A 25,045-nucleotide genomic window follows, 5' to 3' on the forward strand; every position below is an offset into this window, starting at 1 on the left:
GACGTTAAAGCACCTATGTGCTGCTTATGTCGTTGCTTATGTGTCGCCTATGGTTTTACATGCGCGCCAAGATAGCGCCCCAGGTAAAGCCGCCGCCGACACCTTCCATCATGACGTTATGGCCAGGCTTGACGCGGCCATCGCGTACCGCCTGGTCCAGCGCCAGCGGAATCGATGCTGCCGAAGTATTGCCATGCTGGTCGACTGTCACCACCATACGTTCGGTATTCAGCCCCAGTTTGCGTGCCGTGCTTTGCATGATGCGGATGTTGGCTTGATGGGGAATCAGCCAGTCGATCTCGGAAGCCGACATGCCCGCGATTTGCAGCGTCTCATTGGCGACTTTCTCCAATACCGATACCGCCAGCTTGAAGACGGCCTGGCCATCCATATACAAGAAGGCGCTACCCTCAACCGCACCTGCATTCACTTTGCCGGGCACGCACAGTATGTCTTTATGACGGCCGTCGGCGTGCAGCTTGGTGGCAAGGATGCCTGGTTCGGAGGAGGCGGTCATGACCACTGCGCCGGCGCCATCGCCAAACAAGACGCAGGTGGTGCGATCTTCAAAATTCAGGATCTTCGAAAAAACCTCGGTGCCGATCACCAATACGTTCTTGTGGGCGCCGGTCTTGATAAAGCTATCCGCGATCGATACAGCGTACACAAACCCGCTGCACACCGCCTGCACGTCAAAGGCTGCGCCGCCGTTGGTGATGCCGAGCTTCTGCTGCACCACGCAGGCAGTACTCGGAAAACCGCCGAAATGGTCCGGGGTTGATGTGGCGACGATGACCAGATCGATATCTTCGGGTTGCATGCGGGCCATATCCAACGCCTGGCGGGCTGCGGCCACGGCCAGATCGCTGGATTGCACATCCGCGTCAGCATAGTGGCGCGCTGCGATGCCGCTACGGGAAAAAATCCATTCATGGGATGTCTCGATCCCCTTCGCGGCGAGCTGCTCGGTGAGCTCTTCGTTGGTTACCCGCTTCGGCGGCAAATAGCTGCCGGTGCCGACAATTTTGCTAAATGTAGTCATGCTGTCTTTTGTTGGGTTAATTCAGTATTAACGATTTCACCGGACGCGCCACCCGCACCGGCATCCGCCGGCTTGGAGGCGATATCGGCTTGCGGCATCAGCTCCGCAATCGTAGTCGCAATACGAGACAATACATCATATTTGGCTGCATCGAATGCGCGCTGTATGGCCCATTCGTAACCATATGCGTCAGCACTGCCGTGGCTCTTGAAAACCAGTCCGCGCAAGCCAAGCAGGCTGGCGCCGTTATAACGCGACGGATTCAGGCGGCGCGAGATCGCTTTGATGGCGCCGCGGGCGATGACTGCGCCCAGCATGTTCAAAATGCCGCTCTTGAATTCCGTCGTCAATACCGCCTTGACGAAACGCCCCAGGCCTTCGGAAGCCTTGAGCGTGACGTTGCCGACAAAACCGTCGCAGACGACGATGTCGGTAGTGCCTTCGAAAATGTCATTGCCTTCGACATTGCCGTAGAAATTCAGGATACCTTTTTCGTGATCCGCGCGCAGCAACGCCGCGGTCTGCTTGACCACTTCGTTACCCTTGATATCTTCTTCGCCGACATTGAGCAAACCGATCGTCGGCCGCGGCTTGCCTTCCATGGCCGACACCAGGGCTGATCCCATCAACGCAAACTGATGCAGATGCAGGGCTTCGCAGTCAACGTTCGCACCCAGGTCAAGCATGTACGTCGGACGATCTTTTTGATTGGGAAGAAGAGTACAAATGGCAGGACGGTCGACGCCGTGCAAAGTCTTGAGCAAATAACGGGAAACAGCCATCAAGGCGCCGGTATTACCCGCCGAGACACAAGCCTGCACCTGCTGGTCTTTGATCAGACGCAGGGCGACACGCATTGAGGAATCTTTTTTACGGCGTAACGCAGTTTCGATGGAGTCATCCATCGTCACCACTTCGGATGCATGCTGCACCGATAAACGCGGATGGGAAGCCGCCTTGTGCTTTTTCAGTTGCGCCCGAATTTCGTCTTCGAGACCAACCAATACCAACTCGGCCTCAGGCTCGCGATTGGCAAATGAAATAGCAGCAGGAACGGTAACCGATGGGCCGTGATCACCACCCATACAGTCGATAGAAATTTTGATTGTCATTGTTTTGATTCAGTGCCTACTCTAAGCCGTATTATGAGGCAGATTGGGCGCGATTCAAAATGACGCAAGGATATATTCAGTTTATTCCGCATACAAAAACGGCGCTGCTGAGTAAAACTCATCGCGCCGCCTTCACCCTGCATCGCAAGAACAAGTATTAATTACTCGTCGTTCTTGGTCTTCAACACTTTACGGCCACGGTAAAAGCCGTTCGGGCTGATATGGTGACGCAGATGTGTTTCACCGGTCGTTGGCTCGATAGCCAGCGGAGGTGCAACCAGAAAATCGTGGGCACGGTGCATGCCGCGCTTCGATGGGGTCTTCTTATTTTGTTGAACTGCCATGATAACTCCTGCTTTCTTAAGATCTTAAAGTTTAACATATCCAACCCTCAGAACAGGGAAAGGCTGGATATTCCTGCCGCGTTTGTGCGCGGATTTTACTACCTATTGCCACACCTTAGTCACACGGAATCACATTCATGTGAAAATCAGCGCAACAAATTTACCGCAATTCCTTATTACATCACTTGCAACATCACTTGCAATTACTGCTACTTCAAATTCTTTAGCATCGCGAATGGCGATTCTTTTTTGCTGCTTTTCAGCCCATCCAGTGCAGACTGGTCCGGGCAAACCGGATGTTTGGGCGACAGCGGCAAGGCCAGCAAAGCCTCGTCCTCAATCAACTCAACGATATTCAGTGATTTAGTGCCGACGATGACATCGATTTCGTCATTATCAAGAAGCGCATCGATTGCATCTGCACTTTCTTCATCTTTTGCCAACACCAACACGGATTCCGCATCGATATCGAAGGCAAACGGCGTCAGGCAGCGCTGGCACATGATATTGATCGAGCCTGTTACCGACATCGTCAACTGGGGATGCCCCAAGTTATCGACACCGCCAACCAGAACCCAATGCAGAGAGCCGGAGCGGTCTGCCGATTCATCGGCCAGGCGACTCAAGTCAGCCACGGCGATTTCGCCTTCACGGCGCTCTTTATGGCGCGAATACTCAAACGCGTCGATTACAAAAGCACTCATAGTCAAGCCGAACCCGGAAAACCTGCGATAATAACAGCCTTTTCCCTTATTCGTCAAAGTGTTAGCGTGATTTCCGCACTTTCCCGGCATTTTATTGTTGGGCAATCGTTCAATTAACGAAAACCATGGCTTCTTTACAACAAACGACCTCCTCCGCAGCACCCGCAACCCCATCCCTGCCGCGCCTGATCCTCGGCTCCAGCTCAAAATATCGCAAAGAATTGCTTTCCCGGCTACAGATCCCATTTGAGGTGGTGGTGCCGGATATCGACGAAACGCCACACCCCGGCGAAAGTCCGGAAGCCACCGCCTTGCGGCTGGCACTGGAAAAAGCCCGCACAGTGGCGCTGGCCGCGCCAAATGCACTGGTAATCGGCTCGGATCAGGTTGCTACGCTGGGTGGCGAGCAGATCGGCAAACCCGGCAACCACGAAAATGCCTTGGCACAACTGCGGAAGATGCGCGGCCGCCGCGTCATATTCCACACGGCCCTGTGCTTGTGGGATAGCCGACAGTGCCAGGCCGAACAAGCGGCCCAGATAGAAAATATCCAGACCTTCGTCACCTTCCGCGACTTGCCCGATGCCGAACTGGATGCCTACTTGCGCATTGAACAACCTTACGATTGCGCCGGCAGTGCAAAAAATGAAGGACTGGGCATCACCATCCTGGAAAAAATCGAAAGCACCGATCCGACTGCCCTGACCGGTTTGCCATTAATCGCACTGACCGGTATGCTGCGCCGCGCCGCCTTCCCATTTTTCATAAGATAGACCGACATGCCAGGTATTCTGTATTTAATCCCCAACACCCTAGGCCAGAGCGAAGCCGGGCCGACACGACCTCCGGCTACTGCATTAGCGGCTATCATCCCGCTTGAAGTACAGGCACTCACCGCCCGGCTGGATTATTTCATCGCAGAAAATGCAAAGACGACACGCGCCTTCTTGAAATTGATCGATGCCGCCCAATCGCTGGCCAAGCCATTGCAAGAAATTCAAATCGCCGAGCTCAACGTCAACACTGCCAGCGCCGCATTGCCGGCATTGCTGGCGCCGATCCTGGCCGGCCAGGACGCCGGTCTGATCTCGGAAGCGGGCGTGCCGGCAGTCGCCGACCCCGGCGCCAATCTGGTACGGCTGGCCCATACGCACGGGATTCAGGTGCGGCCATTGGTTGGCCCGTCGTCGCTGCTGCTTGCCGTTATGAGTAGCGGCCTTAACGGCCAGAGCTTCGCCTTCAACGGCTATCTGCCCACCGACGCCGAACAACGCAGTAAACGCATCAAGGCTTTGGAGTTACGCTCGCGCCAGGAACAGCAGACGCAATTGTTCATTGAAACGCCATATCGCAATAGCGCATTTCTGGAAGCACTGGCTAACGCCTGCCAGGCCAGCACGCTGATTTGCGTGGCCACCGATTTGACCCTGGCCTCTGAAACCATCAGGACCCAGACCGCAGCCAAATGGAAGGCGGCACTTGCGGCCGGCAAACATCCGGACTTTCACAAGAAGCCAACCGTGTTCCTGTTTCTGGCTCAATAGTTTCTAGCCCTATAATTTCGCACACAATGATTTCCGTGCGCAAAATGCAAAACGACGACGGTGTTGCGCCGTCGCCGTACTTGCCTGTCTCGAAAGACATTATGTTGAGAAGTCGAAAACTTCTCGGTGCCGCATTCGTGATGCGGTGGTTTGTCCAGCAGCAAATGCACTACGTCAAAGCAAGGGGTTGTATTGCAATGGCGTGATTTTTTGCTACCGAAACAATTGCAACTGAGTGGTCAACGATTCAACTATATCTATAATCGCCTCCTCCGTTCGCTATTCCTCGAGTCACTTCAATATACAACAGGATCGCGAAGATACAAGGCGAATTAAGGTATTACGATATGCCGATTTCGAATCGATATCGAATCGGTTTCCACTTTGATATTGCCTTCAAGGCCTGCTCGCAATGTTGCGCGAGCGGGCTCTTGAATCAAACTCAACGCAAACTTGGCTTTACGCTATTCACCATGGATTGCACCACACCGGCGCCCATCGCCACGCCGAATTTTTTCAGCAAGCGGTCAGGCAAACCTTCGCTCTTGGTGTAATCGACAATATCTTCCTGCTTCAAGACATCGCGCGCAACGCTGTCTACCGTTCCATAGCCATCCGCGAGACCCATCTCGATCGCCTTGGAGCCGCTCCAGAACAGGCCGGAGAAAGTTTCCGGTGTTTCTTTCAGGCGCGCGCCACGGCCCTTGCGCACGACATCGATAAATTGCTGATGGATTTCCGCCAGCATGGTTTGCGCATAACCTTTCTGGGTAGCGCTCATCGGGCTGAACGGATCGAGAAAACCCTTGTTCTCACCAGCAGTCAGCAAGCGCCGCTCAACACCAACCTTATCCATCAATCCGGTGAAACCGAAGCCATCCATCAGCACGCCGATCGAGCCGACGATACTGGCTTTATTGACATAGATCTTATCGGCCGCAGCAGCGATGTAGTAACCGCCGGACGCGCACATCTCATCGACCACTACATACAGCGGCTTATTCGGATACTCTTTGCGCAAACGAGCGATTTCATCATTGATGATGCCGGCTTGCACCGGACTGCCGCCAGGGCTGTTGATGCGCAATATTACGCCGACCGAATCGTCTGCGGCAAAAGCATTATCAAGCGCCGGCACCACTACGGCGGCTGAACCGTTACCTTCCGATTCGATCGCGCCATTGATCTTGACCAGCGCAGTATGCGCACCGACGGTTTGCGTATCCGAACCTTCATAGTTCATGCCGAGCCAAAACGCGAAACCGATCACGCCAAGAAAAGCCAGCTTGAAAAAAATACCCCAGCGGCGCCGCGCGCGCTGCTCGCGCAACGAAGCGAACGCCAGCTTCTCCAGCACTTCGCGCTCCCAACCCTCTTTTTTAGCAGGCACGGCAGCTCCCACATTATCAAATTCGTTATTGCTCATGGCGTTCACTCACTTCGTTTATCCGAAATCGTTATTGAATACGGCAGCCATGCAATCTCAGGCGACTGCCGGCCGTATGTATTCATCAGGGATCCAGAACACCTGATCATTGCTTTCTTCAACCATAATCTTGTGCAAACGGCCACCGCGGCATGGACCGCCGGCACAGTGCCCGGTTTCGGGCTCATACACCGCGCCATGCGTTGCACACATCAGATACAAACCGCTGGATTCGAAAAACTCGCCTTCATTCCAGTCCAGCTCCAGCGAAATATGCGCGCAACGATTCAGGTAAGCATGGACGATATTGTGGTGGCGCACGACAAACGCCACCGCATCTTCCCCCCATGCCGTAACTGCAAAGCGCATGCCTTTGCCGCGCTCTGCCAGCGCGGAAGAAGCACAGATGGGGATACGGATATCGTTCACGATGCGTCGCTCAGTTGTCGTTTAGCTGGCCTGGAATCACGCGTTCTCATTAAGCCAGGCATGCAACTGCACCGTCGAGCTTGCATTGAACAACGGCTTCAGCACATCCAGTTCGTTGGCAGGATGCGCGCCATATTGAACCGCAATACCCGCCGCACCGGCATTGATCGCCATTTGCAGATCATGCGTGGTATCGCCGATCATCACGGTGCGTTTCAGGTCTTGCCCCAACTCGCGGGTCAACTCCTGCAGCATGGCCGGATGCGGCTTCGAGAAGGTTTCGTCGGCACAGCGAGTGGCGTCGAATACCGACAGCAATTTAGTCTCGTGCAAGGCGCGATTCAGCCCGACCCGGCTCTTGCCGGTAGCGATCGCCAGGAAATATCCCTGCTGTGACAGATCCGCCAGCATTTCACGTACGCCGTCAAACAAGGTGAGGTCCTGGTCTTGTGCCAGATAGTGATAGCGATAACGCTCCACCACTCGCGGATACTGGCCAGGCTCCAGGCCCGGCATCGCCACCTGCATCGCTTCCGTCAAACCAAGCCCGATCACATGCGAAGCTGCCTTGTTGTCCGGAATTGCCAGCCCCAGGTCCCTGGCCGCCGCCTGAATACACTTTACGATGATGGCCGTACTGTCCATCAAGGTGCCATCCCAATCAAATACGATCAAGTCAAATTTTTTTCGTGCCATATTGCCTGACAATCCTTTGCCAATTCCTGTTGTCGTTGTCTGTTGCAGCTCGCCGATAGCAAAATCGACAAGCCGATAAACAAATACTAACTGATATATTCTAATCGCCCTTGGCTTCCGATATTGCCTCAGGGACATTTTTCGGGAGACTCTTCAGGAACTTCTCGCATTCCGGCGGCAACGGCGCCTTAAGGGTTACCGGCTTACCCGTTTCAGGGTGGGCGAAAGTAATCTGATAAGCATGTAAAAACATTCTTTTCAGGGCAATACGCTGGCCGTCGGCCTTCTGCAAAGTCCGGTTCAAGGCAAAGTCGCCATATTTGTCGTCACCAGCAATCGCAAAGCCGCTGGCTGACAGATGCACCCTGATTTGATGGGTGCGGCCGGTCTTTAGCTCGGCTTCGAGCAATGCGTAATCACCGTAACGGCGGATCAGATTGAAAATCGTGTGCGATGCCTGTCCGTCGGCTTGTACCCGGACGCGGCGCTCGCCATCGGCCGCCGTATACTTATGTAAGGCCAGTTTGACGTGCTGGCGCTCATTTTGCCAGTCGCCGTGCACCAACACCAGGTAACGCTTGTCGGTATCGCCGTCGCGCATCTGTTCGTGGAGATTGGTCAGCGCAGAACGTTTCTTCGCCAGCAACAATATGCCTGAAGTATCGCGATCCAGCCGGTGCACCAGTTCCAGGAACTTGGCTTGCGGACGGGCTGCACGAAGTTGCTCAATGACACCATAACTGACGCCGGAACCGCCATGCACGGCAACGCCAGCCGGCTTGTCGATCACCAGCAAATGATTATCTTCCAGCAATATCTTGAATTCCGCGCCCGGCACCACTTTTTCTTGCTTTTCAGCAATGCGAATCGGCGGCACCCGGATCACGTCGCCTTCCACCAATCGGTAAGTCTGGTCGATGCGGCCTTTGTTAACCCTGACCTCACCGGAGCGCAGCACACGATAAATATGGCTCTTGGGCACTCCTTTGCAAATACGCAATAAAAAATTATCGATGCGTTGACCGGCGTCTTCTTCCCCGATAGTCAACAACTGCACGGCAAGTGCTTGTGGCGGTGGTGGCGGCGGCGCCGACACCTCTTGCTTTACGGCTACATTACGGTCGGCCTTATGCTTGGGCGCGGCCTGTGTCCGCGCCTTGGAACGAGTCTCAACCCGTCCTCCAGAAAATCTCGCTAAGTCCTTCATTTTGAATATATAATTGTTCTGCAATTGTTAGAAAACAGTTGCTGGTGTAAGAATAAAAAGACCATTCTACACAGAGGCGCGCCCATCAGCCTCGCCAATTTGCAAATTTGATGGGAAATGTGTACGCATCACCCCTGCGCGAGTCAAGGTCGCACCGTTGTTGTCATCGGATAACGCGCACGGATGCTGAACAAGAATGTCTGGATGATTAGGATAAAGTCCGGCGAGCTCGATGCGATTGTAACGACGTTACGATTGCGACGAGCTCGCCGGTTGATGTAGTGCTTATAAATTTGTCGTATATTTTTTACTGAAACCAATGCTTTATTTGGCTCTGTCAAGCTGTTCACCGCCAGGCGTCGTGCTCGCGTTCCGCGAATCGCAAGACGCTGTACCGGTGCACGCTGGTGGTTTTCAATAGAGCGTTCAGTAAAGTTTTTCAGTACCGCGACAGCACTACATCCGCGCCTGTGCACTGCGCCCTACTTTGTAGATTGGCGCAAACACACCAAGGCAATTCTCTCCCCCCAGACACTCCGTTCTCGCGTACATCCTTGTACTTTTTGTCGCTGACAGAAATGCTGAAGAACAGCAATCTTTAAGCGCCATTGCATTGACCCAAGGGTCACGGAGCGAAAAATGAAACGCATGTTGTTTAATGCCACGCAGCAAGAAGAACTGCGCGTGGCGATTGTTGACGGGCAAAAGCTCATCGACATCGATATCGAAACCACCGGACGCGAACAACGCAAGTCCAATATCTACAAAGGTGTGATTACCCGTATCGAGCCGTCGCTGGAAGCCTGCTTCGTCAACTACGGTGAAGAGCGTCATGGCTTTTTGCCGTTCAAGGAAGTTGCCCGCACTTACTTTAAAGAAGGTGTAGACGTTCGTAGCGCATCGATCAAAGATGCACTGCGCGAAGGCCAGGAAATCATGGTGCAGGTCGAAAAGGAAGAGCGCGGCAATAAAGGCGCGGCCCTGACCTCCTTCGTTTCACTGGCTGGCCGTTATCTGGTCCTGATGCCTAACAACCCGCGCGGTGGTGGTGTTTCCCGTCGCGTTGAAGGTGAAGATCGCCAGGAACTGCGCGAAACCATGGACAAGCTGGACCTGCCGAACGGCATGTCGGTGATTGCCCGTACTGCAGGTATCGGCCGCAACGTTGATGAATTGCAATGGGATTTAAATTACCTGATGCAACTCTGGCGCGCTATTGAAGGTGCCGGCACGCAAGGTAATGGCGCGTTCCTGATTTACCAGGAATCGTCGCTGGTGATTCGCGCGATCCGCGATTACTTCCAACCGGATATCGGCGAAATCCTGATCGATACCGATGAAATCCACGACCAGGCCCAGCAGTTCATGGCCCACGTCATGCCCGACATGGTGCACCGCGTAAAACGTTACCGCGACGACGTGCCGCTGTTCTCCCGTTTCCAGATCGAACACCAGATCGAAACCGCGTACTCGCGCACCGTGCCCCTGCCATCCGGCGGCGCGATCGTGATCGACCACACCGAAGCCCTGGTTTCCGTGGACGTCAACTCGGCGCGCGCTACCCGCGGCGGCGACATCGAAACCACCGCATTCAACACCAATTGCGAGGCAGCGGAAGAAGTTGCACGTCAATTACGTTTGCGCGACCTCGGTGGCTTGATCGTGATCGACTTCATCGACATGGAGAACTCCAAGAACCAGCGCGAAGTCGAAACCCGCCTGAAAGATGCACTGCGCTATGACCGCGCCCGCGTCCAGATGGGTAAGATTTCACGTTTCGGCCTGATGGAATTATCGCGCCAGCGCCTGCGTCCGTCGCTGTCGGAAGGCAGCCATGTGACTTGCCCGCGTTGCAACGGCACCGGCCATATCCGCGATACCGAATCGTCCGCCCTGCAAGTCCTGCGCATCATCCAGGAAGAGGCGATGAAAGAAAACTCGGCAGCGATCCACGTCCAGGCGCCAGTCGACGTTGCTGCTTTCCTGCTCAACGAAAAACGCGGCGAGATCCTGAAGATCGAAACCCGTCACCGGGTCGGCATCATCCTGATCCCGAACAAGCATCTGGAAACCCCGCATTACAAGCTGGAACGCCTGAAGCACGACGATCCTCGCCTGGAAGAAACCCAGGCCAGCTATGCCATGGCAGAGCAAGCCGATACCGACATCGGTTACAACAAAACCCAAAAAGAAGAAGGCAAGCCGCGTCAGGAAGCCGTGGTCAAGGGCATTACGCCTGACCAGCCAGCGCCTATCGTCGAGCGCAAGCCGGCAGAAACAGCAGCGCGTCCGACAGCAGTGGCTGCCGCTCCTGCAGAAACAGGTTTCCTCGGCAAGATCTTCGGTTTCTTCTTCAGCAAACCAGCTGCGCCGGTAGTGGCTCCTGCCGCTACTGCGGAAAGCAAGGGCCCGCAACAACGCGGCGACCGTGGAGACCGCAACAATCGTGGTCAGCGCGGCCGTAATCGTGGCGGTCGCAATCGCGATGGCAGCGAAGGCAAATCGGAAACACGCGACGACGCCGCCAAGAAACCGGTGGTTGAGACGGTAGAAGCCAAAGAAGCTAAAAACCAGCAAGCACGTCTGCCACGCCCTCCGCGCGAACCTAAAGAACAGAGGGAGCCAAGAGAGCAACGTGACGCCGGCGACAGCAAAGCGGAAAATCGCAACGAAGGCCGGCGCGAACGTAGCGAACGCCCACCGCGTCCGCCACGCGAAGAGCGCAAGGAAAACCTGAGCGAAGAAAAAATCGATGACACCTTGCTCAAGGGTGGCGTAGTCGCCACTGCAGGCGTCGCTGTAGCCGCGATTGCAGATACTGCGGAAACAACGCAAATCGATAGCGGACGCACCGAAGTCAAAGCCGGCGAGCAAGACGAAGAACCACGTCGTCGTCGTCGTCGCGGTGGCCGTAACCGCAATCGTCGCGATCGTGACAGCGCCGAAGGCACGACCGAAGGTAGCAACGATGAAGTCGAAACCGGCGAAGCCGCTGCAGTAGCAGATACGGCAGAAGCCAGCGTTGTTGTTGCACCCGCAACAACAACGGACAATGCTCCGGTTCATGCTGAGCCTGCCGCACTGGTCAGCCACAGCGTACCGATGATGGCCTCGTCAATTCCTGCACAGCAAGAAGTGAGCGCTCCGGCATTTGAAGCGGCGCCCGCTCCGACGGCGCTGTCGAACGCAATCGCTGCACCGCTGGTCCCGCAGCAAGTTGAGCCGCAAGTTGAAACACAGAAGGAAACAGCTCCGGTCGCAGCCGAAGTGACGCCGGTAGCAGCAGCCCCGGCCCCTGAGCCAGTTGCTGCAGCACCAGTTGTTGCACCTATTGTCGAAACGCCTGCAGCCGAACCTGAACCAGTCGTTATTCCGGTCTCGGCAGCAGTAGCCGTACCGGATCAACTGGTACTGCCTGAAGTAGCCGCTATCGCTGCCAGCCAACCGGCAGCAGAGCCGCAAATCGAAACCGCAGCGCCGGTAGTTGCTGAAACGGCAGCTCCGGTGGCTCAGGTAATTGCTCCAGTTGTTGCACCAGCACCGGTAGCCGAGGCGCCGGCCGTCATCAAGACAGCCATGCCGAGCGTAGCGGCATCGCCTAAGGTTGAAGATTTGCAAAGCGTTTTGGCTGCAGCAGGTCTGACACTGGCGGCAACCGATCCAAGCAAACTGCGTGCAGCGCAGGAAGCAACCGCAAGCATCGCTCCGGCACCACGTGTGCCGCGCGAACGCAAGCCATTGCCGACGCAAACCAGCGAGCCGCTGGTTCAAGTCGAAACCCAGCGCTCACAGTCGTAAGCTGACGGTTCACCGCAAGTTATTAGCGGTGTAACGCGATGGCAATAAAACAAAGGGAGTCTCTGACTCCCTTTGTCACGTCTGCACCTGTTTGAAAACCGGACCGGCCCGCTTTCCTCGGTCCGCCGCAGCTAAAAAACGATGCTCATGGTATCTTGTAGAAGTTACCACCCAATTTAGAGATGCAAGACATTGCACACCTTTGCAGACACACATCATGACTAAAAAAGTCATCCCGCTGATCGATAGCCGCAGTTTCTTGCCGCCGTCCCTGCCACCGACCTTGCCCTCCATCCTTGAAGCGCCGACCGGCCTGATCGCCGATGAACTGGGGCGGCCGCTACACGACTTGCGCATCTCGGTCACCGACCGCTGCAACTTCCGCTGCGTCTACTGCATGCCGCGCGCAGTGTTCGACAAGGACTATGCATTCTTGCCGCACACCGCATTGCTGTCGTTTGAAGAAATTACCCGGCTGGCCAGTTTGTTCGTCGCCCATGGCGTCCACAAGATCCGCCTGACCGGCGGCGAGCCTCTGCTGCGCAAGCACATAGAAACGCTGATTGCCATGCTCAGCGCCCTGAAGACGCCGGATGGCAAGGAGCTCGACCTGACCCTGACCACCAACGGTTCGCTGTTGGCAAAAAAAGCGCAGGCGTTGAAAGATGCCGGCCTCAAGCGCGTCACCGTCTCGCTGGATGCACTCGACGAAAACATATTCCAACGCATGAACGACGCCGATTTCCCGGTTGCCGAGGTATTGCGCGGACTGGAAGTCGCGCATCAGGTCGGACTGGGACCTATCAAGGTCAACATGGTAGTCAAGCGTGGCGTCAACGATCAGGAAATCCTGCCGATGGCGCGTTACTTCAAGAACACGCCATATATCCTGCGCTTCATCGAGTATATGGATGTGGGCGCCTCCAACGGCTGGAAGATGGATGAAGTGGTGCCCTCTGCCGAAGTCGCACAACTGATCCAGACCGAACTGCCGATGCAACCGGTAGAAGCCAACTACGTTGGCGAAACCGCACAGCGCTGGCGTTATGCCGATGGCATTGGCGAAGTCGGACTGATCTCCAGCGTCACCCAGGCGTTTTGCCACGACTGTTCGCGCGCCCGCCTGTCGACCGAAGGCAAGCTGTACACCTGCCTGTTTGCCAGCGCCGGCCACGATCTGCGCGCGCTGTTGCGCAGCGAATGCAGCGATCCGGAGATCTCCAGCGTAATCGGCCAGTTGTGGCGTGCGCGTGACGATCGTTATTCCGAATTGCGGACGCAAAACACCGAGGGTCTGGCATCCCCCCGCAAGAAAGTGGAAATGTCGTACATAGGCGGTTGACCAAGTCACGCCATGAAAGCCGATCCCGACCTTGCTCCCGTTGCGCAGAACATCACCGGCCTGATATTGGCCGGCGGCCGCGGCACACGCATGGGCGGCGTCGACAAGGGCCTGGCCCTGCTCGATGACCAGCCGATGGTGGCGCACGTCATTGCGCGCCTGGCGCCTCAGGTCAACAGCCTGATCATCAACGCCAACCGCAATCAGAGCAGCTACGCGGCATTCGGGCATCCGGTCTGGCCGGACGAGCAGCCTGACTTTGCCGGCCCGCTGGCGGGCCTGCAGGCGGGCCTGAACCACTGCACCAGTCCGTACCTGGTGACAGCCCCCTGCGACTCGCCCTATCTGCCGCATGATCTGGTGGCGCGTCTGGCGCAAGCGCTGCAAAACGCCAATGCCGACCTGGCGGTGGCGACCACAATCGACCATAGCGACCCAGGCGACCGGAAGATCCAGCCGCAGCCGGTATTCATGCTCCTGAAAACCGGTTTATTAACCGAGCTCAATGACTTCCTGCATGGTGGCGGGCGTAAGATGGAAACGTGGTATAGCCGCCTAAACTATTGCGTAACGCTGTTTACCGACGCCGACGCTTTCCGTAACATCAATACCCGAGAACAGTTACAACAGCGATAATGCAATGACCAATTTGAATGTCCGCCCAGCCCCAGCCAAACAGTCCTTGTCCCAACTGACCAGTTGCCTGTCGGACTACGATCCGCATGCGATGCCGGTCAAGCAAGCGCAAGCCATCATTCACGATTGCATCACGCCAGTCACCGCGATTGAAAAAGTGGCACTGCGCAGCGCCCTTGACCGGGTGCTGGCAAGCGACATCATCTCGCCCATCAACGTCCCGGCGCATGACAACTCGGCCATGGACGGTTATGCGTTCAACGCCGTCGACCTGTTGCCCGACGCCGATACCGTGCTGAGCGTGGCAGGCACCGCCCATGCCGGCCGCGCCTACGAGGGAACGCTGGCGCGCGGCCAGGCGATACGAATCATGACCGGCGCGCTGATGCCGGACGGGCTCGACACCGTGATCCCGCAGGAATTTGTGAACATCGCGCCCGGCGGTCCGGCCGATTCCGTCACCATCCCGTTGGCCGCCGTCAAGCCGGGCGCAAATCGTCGTTTGGCTGGAGAAGATCTGAAAGCCGGTTCAATTGCCATCGGTCAGGGCCGCATCCTGCGCCCAGCCGATCTCGGTTTGCTAGCCTCGCTGGGGATTGCCGAAATCCCGGTAAGACGTCGTCTGCGCGTGGCATTTTTCTCCACCGGCGACGAGTTGCGCTCGGTCGGCGAAGCGCTGGATCCCGGCTGCGTCTACGACTCCAATCGCTACACCCTGTACGGCATGCTGCAACGGCTCGGCTGCGACATCATCGACATGGGCGTGGTGGGCGACGATCCGCAGGCACTGGAAAACGCTTTTCGCAGCGCTTGCGAAAACGCCGACGCCATCATCACCTCCGGCGGCGTCTCGGTCGGCGATGCAGATCACACCAAACAAATGATGGCGCAACTGGGCGATGTCGCCTTCTGGAAAATCGGCATGCGGCCAGGCCGCCCGCTGGCATTCGGCAGCATCACATCGGCCGGCAAGCAAGCCCTGTTTTTCGGCCTGCCCGGCAATCCGGTTGCGGTCATGGTGTCGTTTTATTTTTTTGCGCGCGACGCTCTGCTGCAGATGATGGGGGCGCAGGTCGCGCCACTGCCGCTGATGCGCGCCACCGCTGCGGTCGGCATTCGCAAACGGCCGGGCCGCACGGAATACCAGCGCGGCATCCTGAGCTTGAGCGATGGCCAGTGGACGGTGCGCCCTACCGCAGCCCAGGGCTCCGGCATCTTGCGCTCCATGGCGGAAGCCAATTGCATGATCGTGCTGGCACATGAACAGGCTGACGTGGCAAGCGGCGATACAGTCGAGGTGATCCTGTTTGACGGTTTGATCTGATCCGGGCGACAGCCAGGCACGATTAAAACATGCTCAAACAATACCGGCACGACCTGCAGCAACTGGGCAGACCCTTCATGCTGGTGCTGATCAGCGAGATGGCAACGCTGAGTGCGCTATTGCTTGGCAATATCACCATCGCCTGGTGGATCGCCCAGCATGGCGGCGCTCGCGACCTTGCGACCTTTGGCGTGACCGTTGCAGCTGCGAGCCTGCTTGCAATTCCCCTGCTCTCCCCGTTAGGCGACCGCTACCCCAAGAAGCGTTTGATGGCGATCGGCTTCATCGCCATCGCAATTGAAAGCGTGGCCCTGGCACTTTTGGCGCAAACGAATGTTTACCATCTCTACCTGATCATCGCCTGCGAGATGATCGGCGTTTGCGCCATGGCGATCATCATGCCGTGCATCCAGACCATCGCATCGGAACTGGTGCCGGCAGAAAAACTATCGCTCGCCTTGAGCATGCAAAAAGTCAGCGGCTCTCTTGGCGGCATCATGGGGCCAGCGCTGGGCGGCAGCGTGATCGCCGCCAGCAGCGTCGCCAGCGCGCTCTGGGTACATGTGGCCTTGTTGTTGATCGCAGCGTTTGCCGCCACCAGATTACCCAAGGCTGTGACAGCGGGTAAACCCGCGGCGCCTGGGCTCACGCAATGGCTGCACGAGCTGAAAGCAGGCCTGCGCATGAAATGGCATATTCCGCTGGAACGTCACTGGACCATTGTGACGCTGGTCATCGGCATGTTTTATGCGCCCACTATCGGCATGATGGCGACACTCAGGGTGACCAGCCTTGGCTTGTCAGCATTTTGGCTTGGCGCGACGAACATGGGCATCATGTCCGGCATGTTCCTCGGCTTTCTCGGTTGCGCCTCTTTTTTCTCAAGAAAGCTGGGACGCTTCGGGGCATTGATAGGTGCGGCCCAGCTACGCGCCGCCGCGCTCCTGCTGGTGGGCCTGACCGCATCGCCGTTGCTGTTGGCAACTGCATTTTTCATGCTCGGCATCTCGCAATCGACCACCCAATTTGTCGGCGTCACGCACCGCTTGCTGGCGATGCCGCCCAACTATCGCGCACGACACGCATCGGTCAATACGATGGCGTGGCAGATCTCGTCGACACTGGGGCCGGCCGTCGCAGGCATCGCCTTGCTGCACGCCTCGGTGGCGCAATGTTATGTGCTATTCGGTATCCTGATCGCGCTGCTTAGCATCGGCCTCGCGCTGATTCCGAAAATGCGTGAATTCCTGAGCGTCGATCACGACGTTGCTAACGGCTGGTATCAGCGAGAATATCCTGCTGCATTCCGGAATTATAATTAGCCCACTTGATGGGTTGATGATTTATGATTGATTCCGGCGTAAGCGCGCGCTGACAAGTTCTCTTTTTATATTCCCATGATCATACGAACCGCAACTGAAGCCGACCTCCTGACGATCTGCAAGCTTGGGATGGAAGTCAATCTTTTGCATCACGAAGCATGGCCGACTGTGTTTGCGCCAGAAGCAGCGCCGGAGCGAGACTGGGATTATTGGCGCGCCTGCTTGTTGCACGACGGCGCGCTGATCATGATCGCTGACATTGACGGTCAGGCAGCGGGGATGATAACGGCACAAATAAGCGAAGAAACCGGCAGCCTGGTGCATCCGCACAAATTTTTCCGGATCGGTTCGATTTCAGTCAGCGTATCGCATCGCGGCAGCGGTATCGGGCGCAGCCTGATGTCTGCGATTGAGGCTTGGGCTACCTCTCAGGGCGCCAGCGATTTGCGGCTTACGGTGTGGGATTTCAACCAGCGGGCAATCGCCTTTTATGAAGAGCTGGGATATGAGACAAGGTCGCACCTGATGTGGAAACCGTTGCCAACCGAAACGGCAGCTGCCGTGGCAAGTGCATTCGAGTTTCGCCCCGCCCACGTCGATGATGCCGCAGCAATTAACGCTCTGATCCTGCAGTTTTTGCATGAATTCACGATCAGCGCGGATGGCAGCGGCGCCGAACAATTTCTCGCATCAGTCTCCACCGAAGCTGAAGCCCGCTACATTTCTGATCCGCGCTACCTCTACATCGCGGCGTTTGCCGGCGAAGTGCTGGCAGGCTTCATTACCATCCGCGACCGCTGCCACATCTCCCACCTGTTCGTAGCCCCGCAGTTCCAGCGCCAAGGCCTGGCTACCCGGCTTTGGCAGGCAGCGTTAAGCTCTGCCCCTGACCTGGAACTTGAAGGCTTTACAGTCAATTCTTCGCCCTTTGCATTGCCCGTATACGAGCGCTTCGGCTTCGTCAAAACCGGTCCAAAAATTGAAAAACATGGCATATGCTTTGTACCTATGTACCTGTCGCTCGGGTAGGTTTGCGCAAGCATGAAATACAGCGATGACCTCAAATCCTTGTTGCGAGCGGATCCGGTGCGGCAGCGCCTGATAGCGCTGGTACATTCCCTCGATCTGCCGGACTGCTGGATCGCGGCTGGCTTTATCAGAAATGCAGTCTGGGATTTTTTGCACGGAAGAGCACCCTCATTACCCTCCGGAGATGTCGACGTGATTTGGTTCGATTCCTCCAGGAACAGCGCGGACATCGATTTGGAACTAGAAAGTCGCCTGAAGAATAGTGATGATTCGATCGCCTGGTCGGTGAAAAATCAAAGCCGGATGCATACCCGCAATGGCGATGCGCCTTACCAGTCGAGCATCGATGCCATGCGTTTCTGGCCAGAGACCGCAACTGCTGTGGCAGTCAGATACACCGGTCATGGCGATCTGGAATTGGCAGCGCCATTTGAGTTAAACGATCTGTACCGGGCTATCGTCAGGCCAACGCCACGTTTCGCCGGCGAAAAGCGCCCAATATTCGACCGCCGCCTGCAGCAAAAGAACTGGCTCGATCACTGGCCTCTATTGCGTGTCGCGGCAAGCCCACCAGTCGTGAATTGTAAATGGGAAAAGCCAACCCAGGGTTTGCCTCTAAAGTGATTCCCGGAGAAAATTCAGTTGCGGCCAAACGCTTGACGGTACTCCGCCGGCGTAAGTGCAGTAAGGTCTTTGAACATGCGGCGCATGCTGGAATCGCTGCTAAAACCAAGCTCTGCGCTGATGGAGCTGGCGGGTACGGATGTCAGGATAAGACGCTCGCTTGCCTGGTTGAGTTTGATTCGTCGAACATAGTTTGCGACCGACAAGCCCGTGGCCGCGATAACTTTCCGCGCAAGAGTCCGTTCCGAAATATGCAATTCCTGCGCCAAGTGATGTACCGTCGCTTCGGTCGCAGGCATTTGTTCCGCCACTGCATACAGCTTACGCAGCAGCCGGTCAGGTTGTTCGATCAGATTCATCGCCTGAAACACATGATGGGTGCGCTCGGGACGCGGCAACACCATGAGCTTGGTCAAATCCCGATAGGCTTCAACGCTGAGATATTTCTCTATCAAGGCCTGGGCGATCGGCAAATAGCCGTTGACGCCAGAGGCGGTAGCCGTGCGCAGGTTAACAATGCTGGTTCGCTCGTTTTGCCAAAGAATTTTCGGATAACGCCGCCGCATCGCATCGGCCAGCCACCACGTAACCGTCGCTTTCTGGCCATTCAACCGTCCCGTGGAAGCGAGCAAACAGACGCCGGTGCAGTAGCTCCACATCATGACGCTCTTCTGCAATCCTGCCAACGCCGCGATCAAGTTCGCATTGATGGCAAGTTCGTCCGATACCTGCTGTGACGATTCTGCCCAAAAACCCGGCACCAGTATGGCATCGAGATTAGCGCCCGGAATCGATTCGCCAGCTGCGAGCGATTGACCGTGAGCGCATTCAACAACGCCGGCCTGCTCCGCAACGAAAACCACTTCAAAGAGACGCACGCCGGCACGCCGATTCGCGGCATAAACAAGATCCGCAAATGCAAACAATCCTGCCGGCATGCATCCGGGATACAAAAGCAAACCGATACGAAGAGCCGGCTGGCTAGACTTGGCAGAAAATGATTGTTTTATGTCCATTCTTGCCATTTTAAGCTTACTCATGAAGCCACACAATGAGTCATCCCTATGAAGAAAGACTCATCATGAAAATAACGCAGCTCCGTAATGCGACGATCGTGCTTGAAATTGGCACCCACCGGATCCTGGTTGATCCGATGCTAGCGCCGAAAGATGCGTTGCCACCGCTAAAATTCCTCGACCAGCGGCAACGCAATCCCGTCGTTGAACTACCCGTAGTGGCCGACGCCATGCTTGATTCGGTGACGCATTGCTTGATTACCCACTGCCAGAAGGGGCACTTCGATCATCTCGACCGTGCGGGAAAAGAATGGCTGCGAACCCGGCAAATTCCCGTGATATGCACGCCGCACGATGCGGATTATCTGCGTCAGCGCGACCTGAACGTTTGTCCACTGCCGGTGGGGCATCAGGAGCCGCAGGCCTTTCTGGGTGGTCAAGTCAGAACCGTGCCCTGCAGCCACGGCAGGGGCATGATCGGGTTACTGATGGAACACGGCGTTGGCTACTTTATCGAAATGCCCGGAGAGCCAAGCCTCTATCTTTCAGGCGACACCCTCCTGACACCTGCCGTGCGCGATTTTGCTGCGCGCCATCAGCCGAATATTTGCGTAGTCCCGGCAGGCGGCGCCAGATTTGACGTCGGGCATGAAATCATCATGGGCACCAGCGAAGTCATCGAATTCACGTTGGCATTGAAAGGCACGGTAATCGCCAATCACCTGGAGGCTCTCAGTCATTGTCCGGTGAGCCGAAGTGAGCTGTCCGCCGCTGCCGCCCATGCAGGCGTAGCGGACCGGCTACGCATACCCGAGGATGGGGAAACCCTGGAGTTGACGGTCTGAGTCGGCTGCTTCCTCATCTGAAGCAGCCGCCAGACGATTACAGTTTACCAAGCGTGGATTCATCAGGCTCCCCTTCAAAATATTTTTGCAGGCAATCGTTGAAAACCTGATTGCCGGTTGCTGCTTTGGCAAACAAGGTCATTGAAGATTGAAATTTCATGTAGTCCGGGTAACCGAATATATCGTCTATCGAACGCCCGTCAACCGCTTCGACTAGTCGGCTGCACTCCAGCAGCCGCGACCCAAGCAGCGGATGCGCCAGATACGCCTTGGCTTCCTCAAGCGAGGAGATGGCATATCTGGATGCCATCTCGCTGTGGCCCAATCCCTGGATCTGAGGGAAAATGAACCACATCCAATGGCTTCGTTTTCGGCCCGCGCTTAGTTCTTCACGTACGATGTCGAAGACTGGCTGTTGAGCCGTCACGAAGCGTTGCAGATTGTATTGATCGTTCACGTCTTTCTCCCTCATATCGAAAGGAAAAACCCCTTGATCTCTCATGTCTTTGTCGGCATCACCGATTTTCAGCGCGCGTTCCGGTTTTATTCAGCGGTCATGGAAACCCTGGACCTGCAGTTGAAATTCTGCGATGCAGATAAACCATGGGCGGCCTGGATGGCGAGTGGCGAGGCGCGCCCCCTGTTCATCATAGGTTCGCCTTACAACGGAGAAATTGCAACCGTCGGCAACGGTCAGATGATCGCCCTGCTCGCCCCGACCCGGACTGCCGTCGACAATGCCCATGCAGCAGCTTTGAAAAACGGCGGCCGCTGCGAAGGCGTCCCCGGGTTACGTCCCCAATATCATGCCGATTATTACGGCGCCTATTTCCGTGATGCCGACGGCAACAAGATTTGCGTTTGCTGTCACGATGCAGCGGCTTAGGACTTAGCTGCGCGCCGTCGTCACGTTAAAACAGGACATCAATTCAAGTATTGATGTCCTGTGGAAAATACAATTTTAATTGTCAGGAAAGCGCTGGCGTCAAAACGACGTGCATTGGATTATGCCAGGGTGCCCAAAGCAAGTTGTCGTAGCCGGATAACGCTCGGTATTGTCTTTTGTGTCCAGCCGCAGCACGCAATTGCGCCATTCGTTGGAATTGCTTTTATATCCCATTCTGTCGCAAGCCGGTCCGTAGATGCGCATCATCTGGTCGACATCGCGCTGCGCCTGGGCGGCACGTTCAGCATCCGTCGCGCAACCGGCCAGCATGGCGACCGCCGCCAGGATCATGAGTGTACGCATAAGAAACTCCTTCCTTTCGGTTCTGTTCAGCGAGCTTCGGTGAACTCCGGTTTTTCTATTTATCGCAAGCAAATGCGTGAACGCAGAGCTTGTTGTGACGGTAGTATAGGCTAGAGCCTATTGCTCCACCGTTTCCGATTATGCATAGTTGCTACCAGATGTAACTAGCCAGAAGTTTGTTCACGCTGGCAAGAGTGCGCTACCTCCGTCCATTTATAAAATATAACGTTTGACGTATAACGCCTAACGTAATACTCTCCCAAATATGATACTTAGCTTTCGCTGTGGCGATACTCAAACCTTGTTTGAAGGCAAACGAGTTGCAAAATTCGCAAATATCGCCAATGTTGCGGAACGAAAGCTTCAGCAGTTAGACAGTGCTGTGACACTTAATTTTCTCCGTTCACCACCCGGTAACCGTTTAGAGGCGCTAGTTGGGAACCGCGCCGGCAAGTACAGTATCCGAGTGAATGAACAATGGCGCATCTGCTTCGTTTGGACCGACCAAGGAGTGGAAAACGTTGAGATGGTTGACTATCATTAGGAATGAAATCATGAGCAAAATCAAAAATGGCATGCGGCCAATCCACCCGGGAGAAATTCTGCGGGAGGAATATCTGAATCAAATCCCGATGAGTGCAAATGCTCTCGCGATAGCGCTACACGTCCCGGCTACCCGCATCAGTGAAATCGTCCACGAACGGCGCGGCATAACTGCGGATACCGCATTACGCCTTGCCCGCTTCTTTGGCAATGACGCACAGTCCTGGCTAAACCTACAACAAGCCTACGATCTTAAAATTGCTGAAAAAGAAATCATGGCGAAGATCACAAGGGAAGTCCAGCCTCTGGCAGAAGCGGTCTAGCACGTCCCCGGCGCCGCCATTTACCAACCCGCTGCACACAACAACATTTGTTTGATTATTAACTTGTAAATAGTAATAATTCTCATTTATAATAGAATCCGAGCAATACACTCATGTAGATTGCCCACCCTCAGATACCTCTCTCTTTCCAGCCAGCCGCATCTCTAGCGTCGCCAGCCACTCAACAAGTTTGACTGTTTTGGAGCACGACGCTTTGCCCAATTTATATCCAACCCGCATCGCGATGCCGGGACTGCCTGCGGCCGCCAACTTTGCCGTCTTCGCCACGATCGCCGTATCGACGCCAGTTTTTGCCCAGAGCGCGCCACAGCTGCTGGCTGGCACCTATGCCACCAGCCACGCACTCGACGAAATATCGGTGACTGCGACCCGCAGCGAGACCGCGGTCTCACGCACGCCCAGCAGTATCTCTGTGATCAATGCCGACACCATCGAAGAACAGCAACCCAGGGATGTCAAGGACCTGCTGCGCTACGAACCCGGTGTAACGGTCAGGCACGGGCCTTACCGGCCATCGTCGGCGGCTACGGCCGGTGGCCGAGGCGGTAACGAAGGCATCAATATCCGCGGGCTGGAAGGCAACCGGATCCTGCTGATGGAGGACGGCACGCGCCTGCCCAGCGCGTTTTCGTTCGGGCCGCTGGAAGCGGGACGGGGCGACTATGTGCAGATGGATATGTATAAGCGGGTGGAAATCCTGCGCGGACCGGCATCCGCCATGTACGGCAGCGACGGCCTGACCGGCGCCGTCAACTTCATCACCAAGGATCCATCCGATTTCCTGAAGATTTTCAACAAGCCGACCTACTTCTCGATCAAGCCCAGCTACGACTCTACCGATGGCAGCACTTCTACCACTGCCGTCGCCGCTTTCGGCTGGGAACGTTTCGAGGGTTTGATCATTGCCAACAAGCGCGATGGCCATGAGGTTGACACCAATGGCACGCGCGACATCGTCGGCCCCAACCGCGATACCGCCAATCCGCAAAACATCCATGGCAACGCTCTGCTCGGCAAGCTGGTATTCAAGGCCAGCGCCCAGGACACCTTCACCGCCACCATCAATCACCAGGAACAGAAAACCGACTCCAACGTGCTGTCCGCGGTTACGGCCAGCACGCTGGCACTGCGCGCTAACGATAAACTCGAACGCAATCGCTACAGCCTGGCCTACGATTTCAAGGACGCCAGCAATCGCTATTTCCAGAACGCCCAGGCGCAGATCTACTATCAGGATGCCAAGAATCACCAGTTCTCCTACGAAGACCGATTCCCGGCCGTTGACCGCACCCGCGACAACACCTATCAGGAACGCACCTACGGCGCTTCGGCGCAAGCCGAAAGCGGCTTCGCCACCGGTAGCCTGCAGCACAAGCTGGTTTATGGGTTAGACCTAAGCACGACACGCATCAGTGGACTGCGCGATGGCACTATTCCGGGCGTCGGCGAATCGCCGTTCCCCAACAAGGCTTTCCCGAATACCGATTACTCGCTGTTCGGCGCTTTCATTCAGGACGAAATCCGGTTGTCGCAAAACGGCGCGCTCAGTATCACGCCCGGTCTGCGCTTCGACGGCTATCGCCTGACACCGGACGAGAACGATCCGTCCTACACCGGCAAGCCCACCAAATCGAGCGGCAACGCCGTATCGCCGCGACTGGCATTGATGTATGAGATCAGCCCGGCGTTGCTGCCCTACATCCAGTACGCACGCGGTTTCCGCACGCCGACGCCGGACCAGGTCAACAACAGTTTCGGCAATCCGATCTACGGCTATGCCACTATCGGCAATCCGGATCTGAAACCGGAAACCAGCAACACGTTCGAACTCGGTTTGCGCGGCAAACTGGACGGCGGCAACAGCGTCCTGCGCTACAGCACGGCAGTCTTCACCGGCAACTACAACAATTTCATCTCGCAAGAAGTAGTGAGTGGCAGCGGCCGGCCGTTCGTCGATCCGCTCATCTACCAGTACGTCAATCGCGCCAAGGCCCGCATCAGCGGCGCTGAAGCGAGAATCGACTGGCAACTGGCTAACGGCCTCGGCTTCAAGGCCGGCATGGCTTATACCAAAGGTCACACTGAAGGCGCCGACGGCAGCAGCACACCGCTCGATACCGTCAATCCCTTCATGGCGGTATTCGGCTTGCGCTACGAGCCCGGCGAACGCTGGTACGGACAAACAGACTTCATCTACCAAAGCGCCAAACGCCGCAGCGACATGAGCAAGCAGAGCGACTTTGCACCACCGGCTGCCTTCGTCATGGATCTGCGCGGCGGCTACAACATCAGCAAGAACGTTGCGCTGTTCGCCGGCATCCACAACCTTTTCAATCGCCAATACTGGAACTGGTCGGATGTGCGCGGCCTGGCCGACAACTCGACAGTCAAAGATGCTTATACCGCCCCCGGCCGCAGCTTTAACGTCGGTTTGAAATTCCAGTATTAATCCACGTATCAATCCCAATT

At 56.1% G+C, this 25,045-nt stretch carries 25 protein-coding genes; 14 read left to right on the forward strand and 11 right to left on the reverse strand.

Features of this window, described 5'->3' with window-relative positions; genetic code table 11:
• Positions 1 to 55: 55 nt before the first annotated feature.
• The 4 genes from BM029_RS07355 to BM029_RS07370 all read right to left on the reverse strand — a co-directional run bounded on the left by BM029_RS07355 (position 56) and on the right by BM029_RS07370 (position 3,202).
• On the reverse strand, positions 56 to 1,042 hold the full coding sequence (locus BM029_RS07355; protein WP_092434162.1) for a beta-ketoacyl-ACP synthase III: 987 nt from the start codon (positions 1,040 to 1,042) through the stop codon (positions 56 to 58).
• Entirely contained in the window at positions 1,039 to 2,154 is a 1,116-nt protein-coding gene (gene plsX, locus BM029_RS07360) for a phosphate acyltransferase PlsX (RefSeq protein ID WP_092434165.1), read from the reverse strand. The genes BM029_RS07355 and plsX overlap by 4 nt, the downstream gene beginning before the upstream one ends.
• A 161-nt stretch (positions 2,155 to 2,315) precedes the next feature.
• Positions 2,316 to 2,498 (reverse strand): 50S ribosomal protein L32, encoded by a 183-nt coding sequence (gene rpmF, locus BM029_RS07365; RefSeq protein WP_014006864.1) that lies wholly within the window; start codon positions 2,496 to 2,498, stop codon positions 2,316 to 2,318.
• Between the two features lie 209 nt (positions 2,499 to 2,707).
• A complete protein-coding gene (locus BM029_RS07370) occupies positions 2,708 to 3,202 on the reverse strand; it encodes a YceD family protein (RefSeq protein ID WP_170851015.1) in 495 nt (164 codons plus the stop codon).
• Between the two features lie 125 nt (positions 3,203 to 3,327).
• Here BM029_RS07370 and BM029_RS07375 point away from each other — a divergent pair, with 125 nt between their 5' ends.
• Positions 3,328 to 3,975: a Maf-like protein gene (locus BM029_RS07375; protein WP_092434168.1), complete on the forward strand. Its 648-nt coding sequence runs from the start codon at positions 3,328 to 3,330 to the stop codon at positions 3,973 to 3,975.
• A gap of 6 nt (positions 3,976 to 3,981) precedes the next feature.
• Positions 3,982 to 4,746 (forward strand): SAM-dependent methyltransferase, encoded by a 765-nt coding sequence (locus tag BM029_RS07380; protein WP_092434171.1) that lies wholly within the window; start codon positions 3,982 to 3,984, stop codon positions 4,744 to 4,746.
• A gap of 442 nt (positions 4,747 to 5,188) precedes the next feature.
• On the opposite strand, the gene BM029_RS07385 is transcribed toward BM029_RS07380, so the two are convergent.
• The 4 genes from BM029_RS07385 to BM029_RS07400 form a co-directional block, all read right to left on the reverse strand.
• Positions 5,189 to 6,172 (reverse strand): S49 family peptidase, encoded by a 984-nt coding sequence (locus tag BM029_RS07385; RefSeq protein WP_092434174.1) that lies wholly within the window; start codon positions 6,170 to 6,172, stop codon positions 5,189 to 5,191.
• Between the two features lie 57 nt (positions 6,173 to 6,229).
• The gene (locus BM029_RS07390) at positions 6,230 to 6,601 is read right to left on the reverse strand and encodes a Rieske (2Fe-2S) protein (RefSeq protein ID WP_092434177.1); all 372 of its coding nucleotides are present in this window, start codon (positions 6,599 to 6,601) and stop codon (positions 6,230 to 6,232) included.
• Positions 6,602 to 6,637: 36 nt separating this feature from the next.
• A complete protein-coding gene (locus BM029_RS07395) occupies positions 6,638 to 7,297 on the reverse strand; it encodes an HAD-IIIA family hydrolase (protein WP_092434180.1) in 660 nt (219 codons plus the stop codon).
• A gap of 100 nt (positions 7,298 to 7,397) precedes the next feature.
• Complete coding sequence (locus BM029_RS07400; protein WP_092434183.1) at positions 7,398 to 8,504, reverse strand: RluA family pseudouridine synthase; 1,107 nt, start codon at positions 8,502 to 8,504, stop codon at positions 7,398 to 7,400.
• Between the two features lie 639 nt (positions 8,505 to 9,143).
• Between BM029_RS07400 and BM029_RS07405 the strand changes: the two genes are divergently transcribed.
• From BM029_RS07405 to BM029_RS07435, 7 genes are all read left to right on the forward strand, one after another.
• The gene (locus tag BM029_RS07405) at positions 9,144 to 12,302 is read left to right on the forward strand and encodes an Rne/Rng family ribonuclease (protein ID WP_092434187.1); all 3,159 of its coding nucleotides are present in this window, start codon (positions 9,144 to 9,146) and stop codon (positions 12,300 to 12,302) included.
• A gap of 217 nt (positions 12,303 to 12,519) precedes the next feature.
• Positions 12,520 to 13,644: a GTP 3',8-cyclase MoaA gene (moaA, locus tag BM029_RS07410; protein ID WP_092434190.1), complete on the forward strand. Its 1,125-nt coding sequence runs from the start codon at positions 12,520 to 12,522 to the stop codon at positions 13,642 to 13,644.
• 12 nt (positions 13,645 to 13,656) lie between these two features.
• Positions 13,657 to 14,280: a molybdenum cofactor guanylyltransferase MobA gene (gene mobA / locus BM029_RS07415; protein ID WP_092434192.1), complete on the forward strand. Its 624-nt coding sequence runs from the start codon at positions 13,657 to 13,659 to the stop codon at positions 14,278 to 14,280.
• A 4-nt stretch (positions 14,281 to 14,284) separates the two neighbouring features.
• Positions 14,285 to 15,604, forward strand: coding sequence for a molybdopterin molybdotransferase MoeA (gene glp / locus BM029_RS07420; protein ID WP_092434195.1), 1,320 nt, complete (start codon positions 14,285 to 14,287; stop codon positions 15,602 to 15,604).
• A 29-nt stretch (positions 15,605 to 15,633) separates the two neighbouring features.
• Positions 15,634 to 16,926: an MFS transporter gene (locus BM029_RS07425; protein ID WP_092434197.1), complete on the forward strand. Its 1,293-nt coding sequence runs from the start codon at positions 15,634 to 15,636 to the stop codon at positions 16,924 to 16,926.
• A 129-nt stretch (positions 16,927 to 17,055) separates the two neighbouring features.
• The gene (locus tag BM029_RS07430) at positions 17,056 to 17,955 is read left to right on the forward strand and encodes a GNAT family N-acetyltransferase (RefSeq protein ID WP_170851016.1); all 900 of its coding nucleotides are present in this window, start codon (positions 17,056 to 17,058) and stop codon (positions 17,953 to 17,955) included.
• A gap of 12 nt (positions 17,956 to 17,967) precedes the next feature.
• Positions 17,968 to 18,579 (forward strand): nucleotidyltransferase family protein, encoded by a 612-nt coding sequence (locus BM029_RS07435; protein ID WP_092434202.1) that lies wholly within the window; start codon positions 17,968 to 17,970, stop codon positions 18,577 to 18,579.
• Between the two features lie 14 nt (positions 18,580 to 18,593).
• Here BM029_RS07435 and BM029_RS07440 read toward each other — a convergent pair whose 3' ends face one another.
• Positions 18,594 to 19,595 (reverse strand): GlxA family transcriptional regulator, encoded by a 1,002-nt coding sequence (locus BM029_RS07440; protein ID WP_244544949.1) that lies wholly within the window; start codon positions 19,593 to 19,595, stop codon positions 18,594 to 18,596.
• 35 nt (positions 19,596 to 19,630) lie between these two features.
• Here BM029_RS07440 and BM029_RS07445 point away from each other — a divergent pair, with 35 nt between their 5' ends.
• Complete coding sequence (locus tag BM029_RS07445; RefSeq protein ID WP_371329093.1) at positions 19,631 to 20,440, forward strand: MBL fold metallo-hydrolase; 810 nt, start codon at positions 19,631 to 19,633, stop codon at positions 20,438 to 20,440.
• Between the two features lie 37 nt (positions 20,441 to 20,477).
• Here the strand turns inward: BM029_RS07445 and BM029_RS07450 are convergent, their stop codons facing one another.
• Positions 20,478 to 20,897, reverse strand: coding sequence for a DUF1810 domain-containing protein (locus BM029_RS07450; protein ID WP_092434283.1), 420 nt, complete (start codon positions 20,895 to 20,897; stop codon positions 20,478 to 20,480).
• Between the two features lie 33 nt (positions 20,898 to 20,930).
• Between BM029_RS07450 and BM029_RS07455 the strand changes: the two genes are divergently transcribed.
• A complete protein-coding gene (locus tag BM029_RS07455) occupies positions 20,931 to 21,326 on the forward strand; it encodes a VOC family protein (protein ID WP_092434205.1) in 396 nt (131 codons plus the stop codon).
• 99 nt (positions 21,327 to 21,425) lie between these two features.
• On the opposite strand, the gene BM029_RS07460 is transcribed toward BM029_RS07455, so the two are convergent.
• Positions 21,426 to 21,689, reverse strand: coding sequence for a hypothetical protein (locus BM029_RS07460; RefSeq protein WP_092434208.1), 264 nt, complete (start codon positions 21,687 to 21,689; stop codon positions 21,426 to 21,428).
• A gap of 265 nt (positions 21,690 to 21,954) precedes the next feature.
• Between BM029_RS07460 and BM029_RS07465 the strand changes: the two genes are divergently transcribed.
• From BM029_RS07465 to BM029_RS07475, 3 genes are all read left to right on the forward strand, one after another.
• Positions 21,955 to 22,233, forward strand: a complete 279-nt coding sequence (locus BM029_RS07465; protein WP_092434211.1) for a type II toxin-antitoxin system RelE/ParE family toxin — start codon at positions 21,955 to 21,957, stop codon at positions 22,231 to 22,233.
• A gap of 10 nt (positions 22,234 to 22,243) precedes the next feature.
• A complete protein-coding gene (locus tag BM029_RS07470) occupies positions 22,244 to 22,555 on the forward strand; it encodes a HigA family addiction module antitoxin (protein ID WP_092434214.1) in 312 nt (103 codons plus the stop codon).
• 244 nt (positions 22,556 to 22,799) lie between these two features.
• Positions 22,800 to 25,025 (forward strand): TonB-dependent hemoglobin/transferrin/lactoferrin family receptor, encoded by a 2,226-nt coding sequence (locus BM029_RS07475; protein WP_092434286.1) that lies wholly within the window; start codon positions 22,800 to 22,802, stop codon positions 25,023 to 25,025.
• Positions 25,026 to 25,045: the final 20 nt, after the last annotated feature.

Source organism: Collimonas sp. OK607 (assembly GCF_900111995.1).
GTDB lineage: Bacteria > Pseudomonadota > Gammaproteobacteria > Burkholderiales > Burkholderiaceae_D > Collimonas.

What these genes read in the sequence shown, in the direction of transcription:
- BM029_RS07385 (WP_092434174.1), bottom strand. Translation starts at nt 6,172, where the DNA reads ATGAGCAATAACGAATTTGATAATGTGGGAGCTGCCGTGCCTGCTAAA.
- BM029_RS07375 (WP_092434168.1), top strand. Translation starts at nt 3,328, where the DNA reads ATGGCTTCTTTACAACAAACGACCTCCTCCGCAGCACCCGCAACCCCA.
- BM029_RS07430 (WP_170851016.1), top strand. Translation starts at nt 17,056, where the DNA reads ATGGAAGTCAATCTTTTGCATCACGAAGCATGGCCGACTGTGTTTGCG.
- BM029_RS07435 (WP_092434202.1), top strand. Translation starts at nt 17,968, where the DNA reads ATGAAATACAGCGATGACCTCAAATCCTTGTTGCGAGCGGATCCGGTG.
- BM029_RS07380 (WP_092434171.1), top strand. Translation starts at nt 3,982, where the DNA reads ATGCCAGGTATTCTGTATTTAATCCCCAACACCCTAGGCCAGAGCGAA.
- BM029_RS07395 (WP_092434180.1), bottom strand. Translation starts at nt 7,297, where the DNA reads ATGGCACGAAAAAAATTTGACTTGATCGTATTTGATTGGGATGGCACC.
- BM029_RS07470 (WP_092434214.1), top strand. Translation starts at nt 22,244, where the DNA reads ATGAGCAAAATCAAAAATGGCATGCGGCCAATCCACCCGGGAGAAATT.
- plsX (WP_092434165.1), bottom strand. Translation starts at nt 2,154, where the DNA reads ATGACAATCAAAATTTCTATCGACTGTATGGGTGGTGATCACGGCCCA.
- BM029_RS07465 (WP_092434211.1), top strand. Translation starts at nt 21,955, where the DNA reads ATGATACTTAGCTTTCGCTGTGGCGATACTCAAACCTTGTTTGAAGGC.
- moaA (WP_092434190.1), top strand. Translation starts at nt 12,520, where the DNA reads ATGACTAAAAAAGTCATCCCGCTGATCGATAGCCGCAGTTTCTTGCCG.
- BM029_RS07425 (WP_092434197.1), top strand. Translation starts at nt 15,634, where the DNA reads ATGCTCAAACAATACCGGCACGACCTGCAGCAACTGGGCAGACCCTTC.
- BM029_RS07475 (WP_092434286.1), top strand. Translation starts at nt 22,800, where the DNA reads ATGCCGGGACTGCCTGCGGCCGCCAACTTTGCCGTCTTCGCCACGATC.
- BM029_RS07355 (WP_092434162.1), bottom strand. Translation starts at nt 1,042, where the DNA reads ATGACTACATTTAGCAAAATTGTCGGCACCGGCAGCTATTTGCCGCCG.
- BM029_RS07440 (WP_244544949.1), bottom strand. Translation starts at nt 19,595, where the DNA reads ATGGACATAAAACAATCATTTTCTGCCAAGTCTAGCCAGCCGGCTCTT.
- rpmF (WP_014006864.1), bottom strand. Translation starts at nt 2,498, where the DNA reads ATGGCAGTTCAACAAAATAAGAAGACCCCATCGAAGCGCGGCATGCAC.
- mobA (WP_092434192.1), top strand. Translation starts at nt 13,657, where the DNA reads ATGAAAGCCGATCCCGACCTTGCTCCCGTTGCGCAGAACATCACCGGC.
- BM029_RS07400 (WP_092434183.1), bottom strand. Translation starts at nt 8,504, where the DNA reads ATGAAGGACTTAGCGAGATTTTCTGGAGGACGGGTTGAGACTCGTTCC.
- BM029_RS07370 (WP_170851015.1), bottom strand. Translation starts at nt 3,202, where the DNA reads ATGAGTGCTTTTGTAATCGACGCGTTTGAGTATTCGCGCCATAAAGAG.
- BM029_RS07460 (WP_092434208.1), bottom strand. Translation starts at nt 21,689, where the DNA reads ATGCGTACACTCATGATCCTGGCGGCGGTCGCCATGCTGGCCGGTTGC.
- BM029_RS07405 (WP_092434187.1), top strand. Translation starts at nt 9,144, where the DNA reads ATGAAACGCATGTTGTTTAATGCCACGCAGCAAGAAGAACTGCGCGTG.
- BM029_RS07445 (WP_371329093.1), top strand. Translation starts at nt 19,631, where the DNA reads ATGAGTCATCCCTATGAAGAAAGACTCATCATGAAAATAACGCAGCTC.
- glp (WP_092434195.1), top strand. Translation starts at nt 14,285, where the DNA reads ATGACCAATTTGAATGTCCGCCCAGCCCCAGCCAAACAGTCCTTGTCC.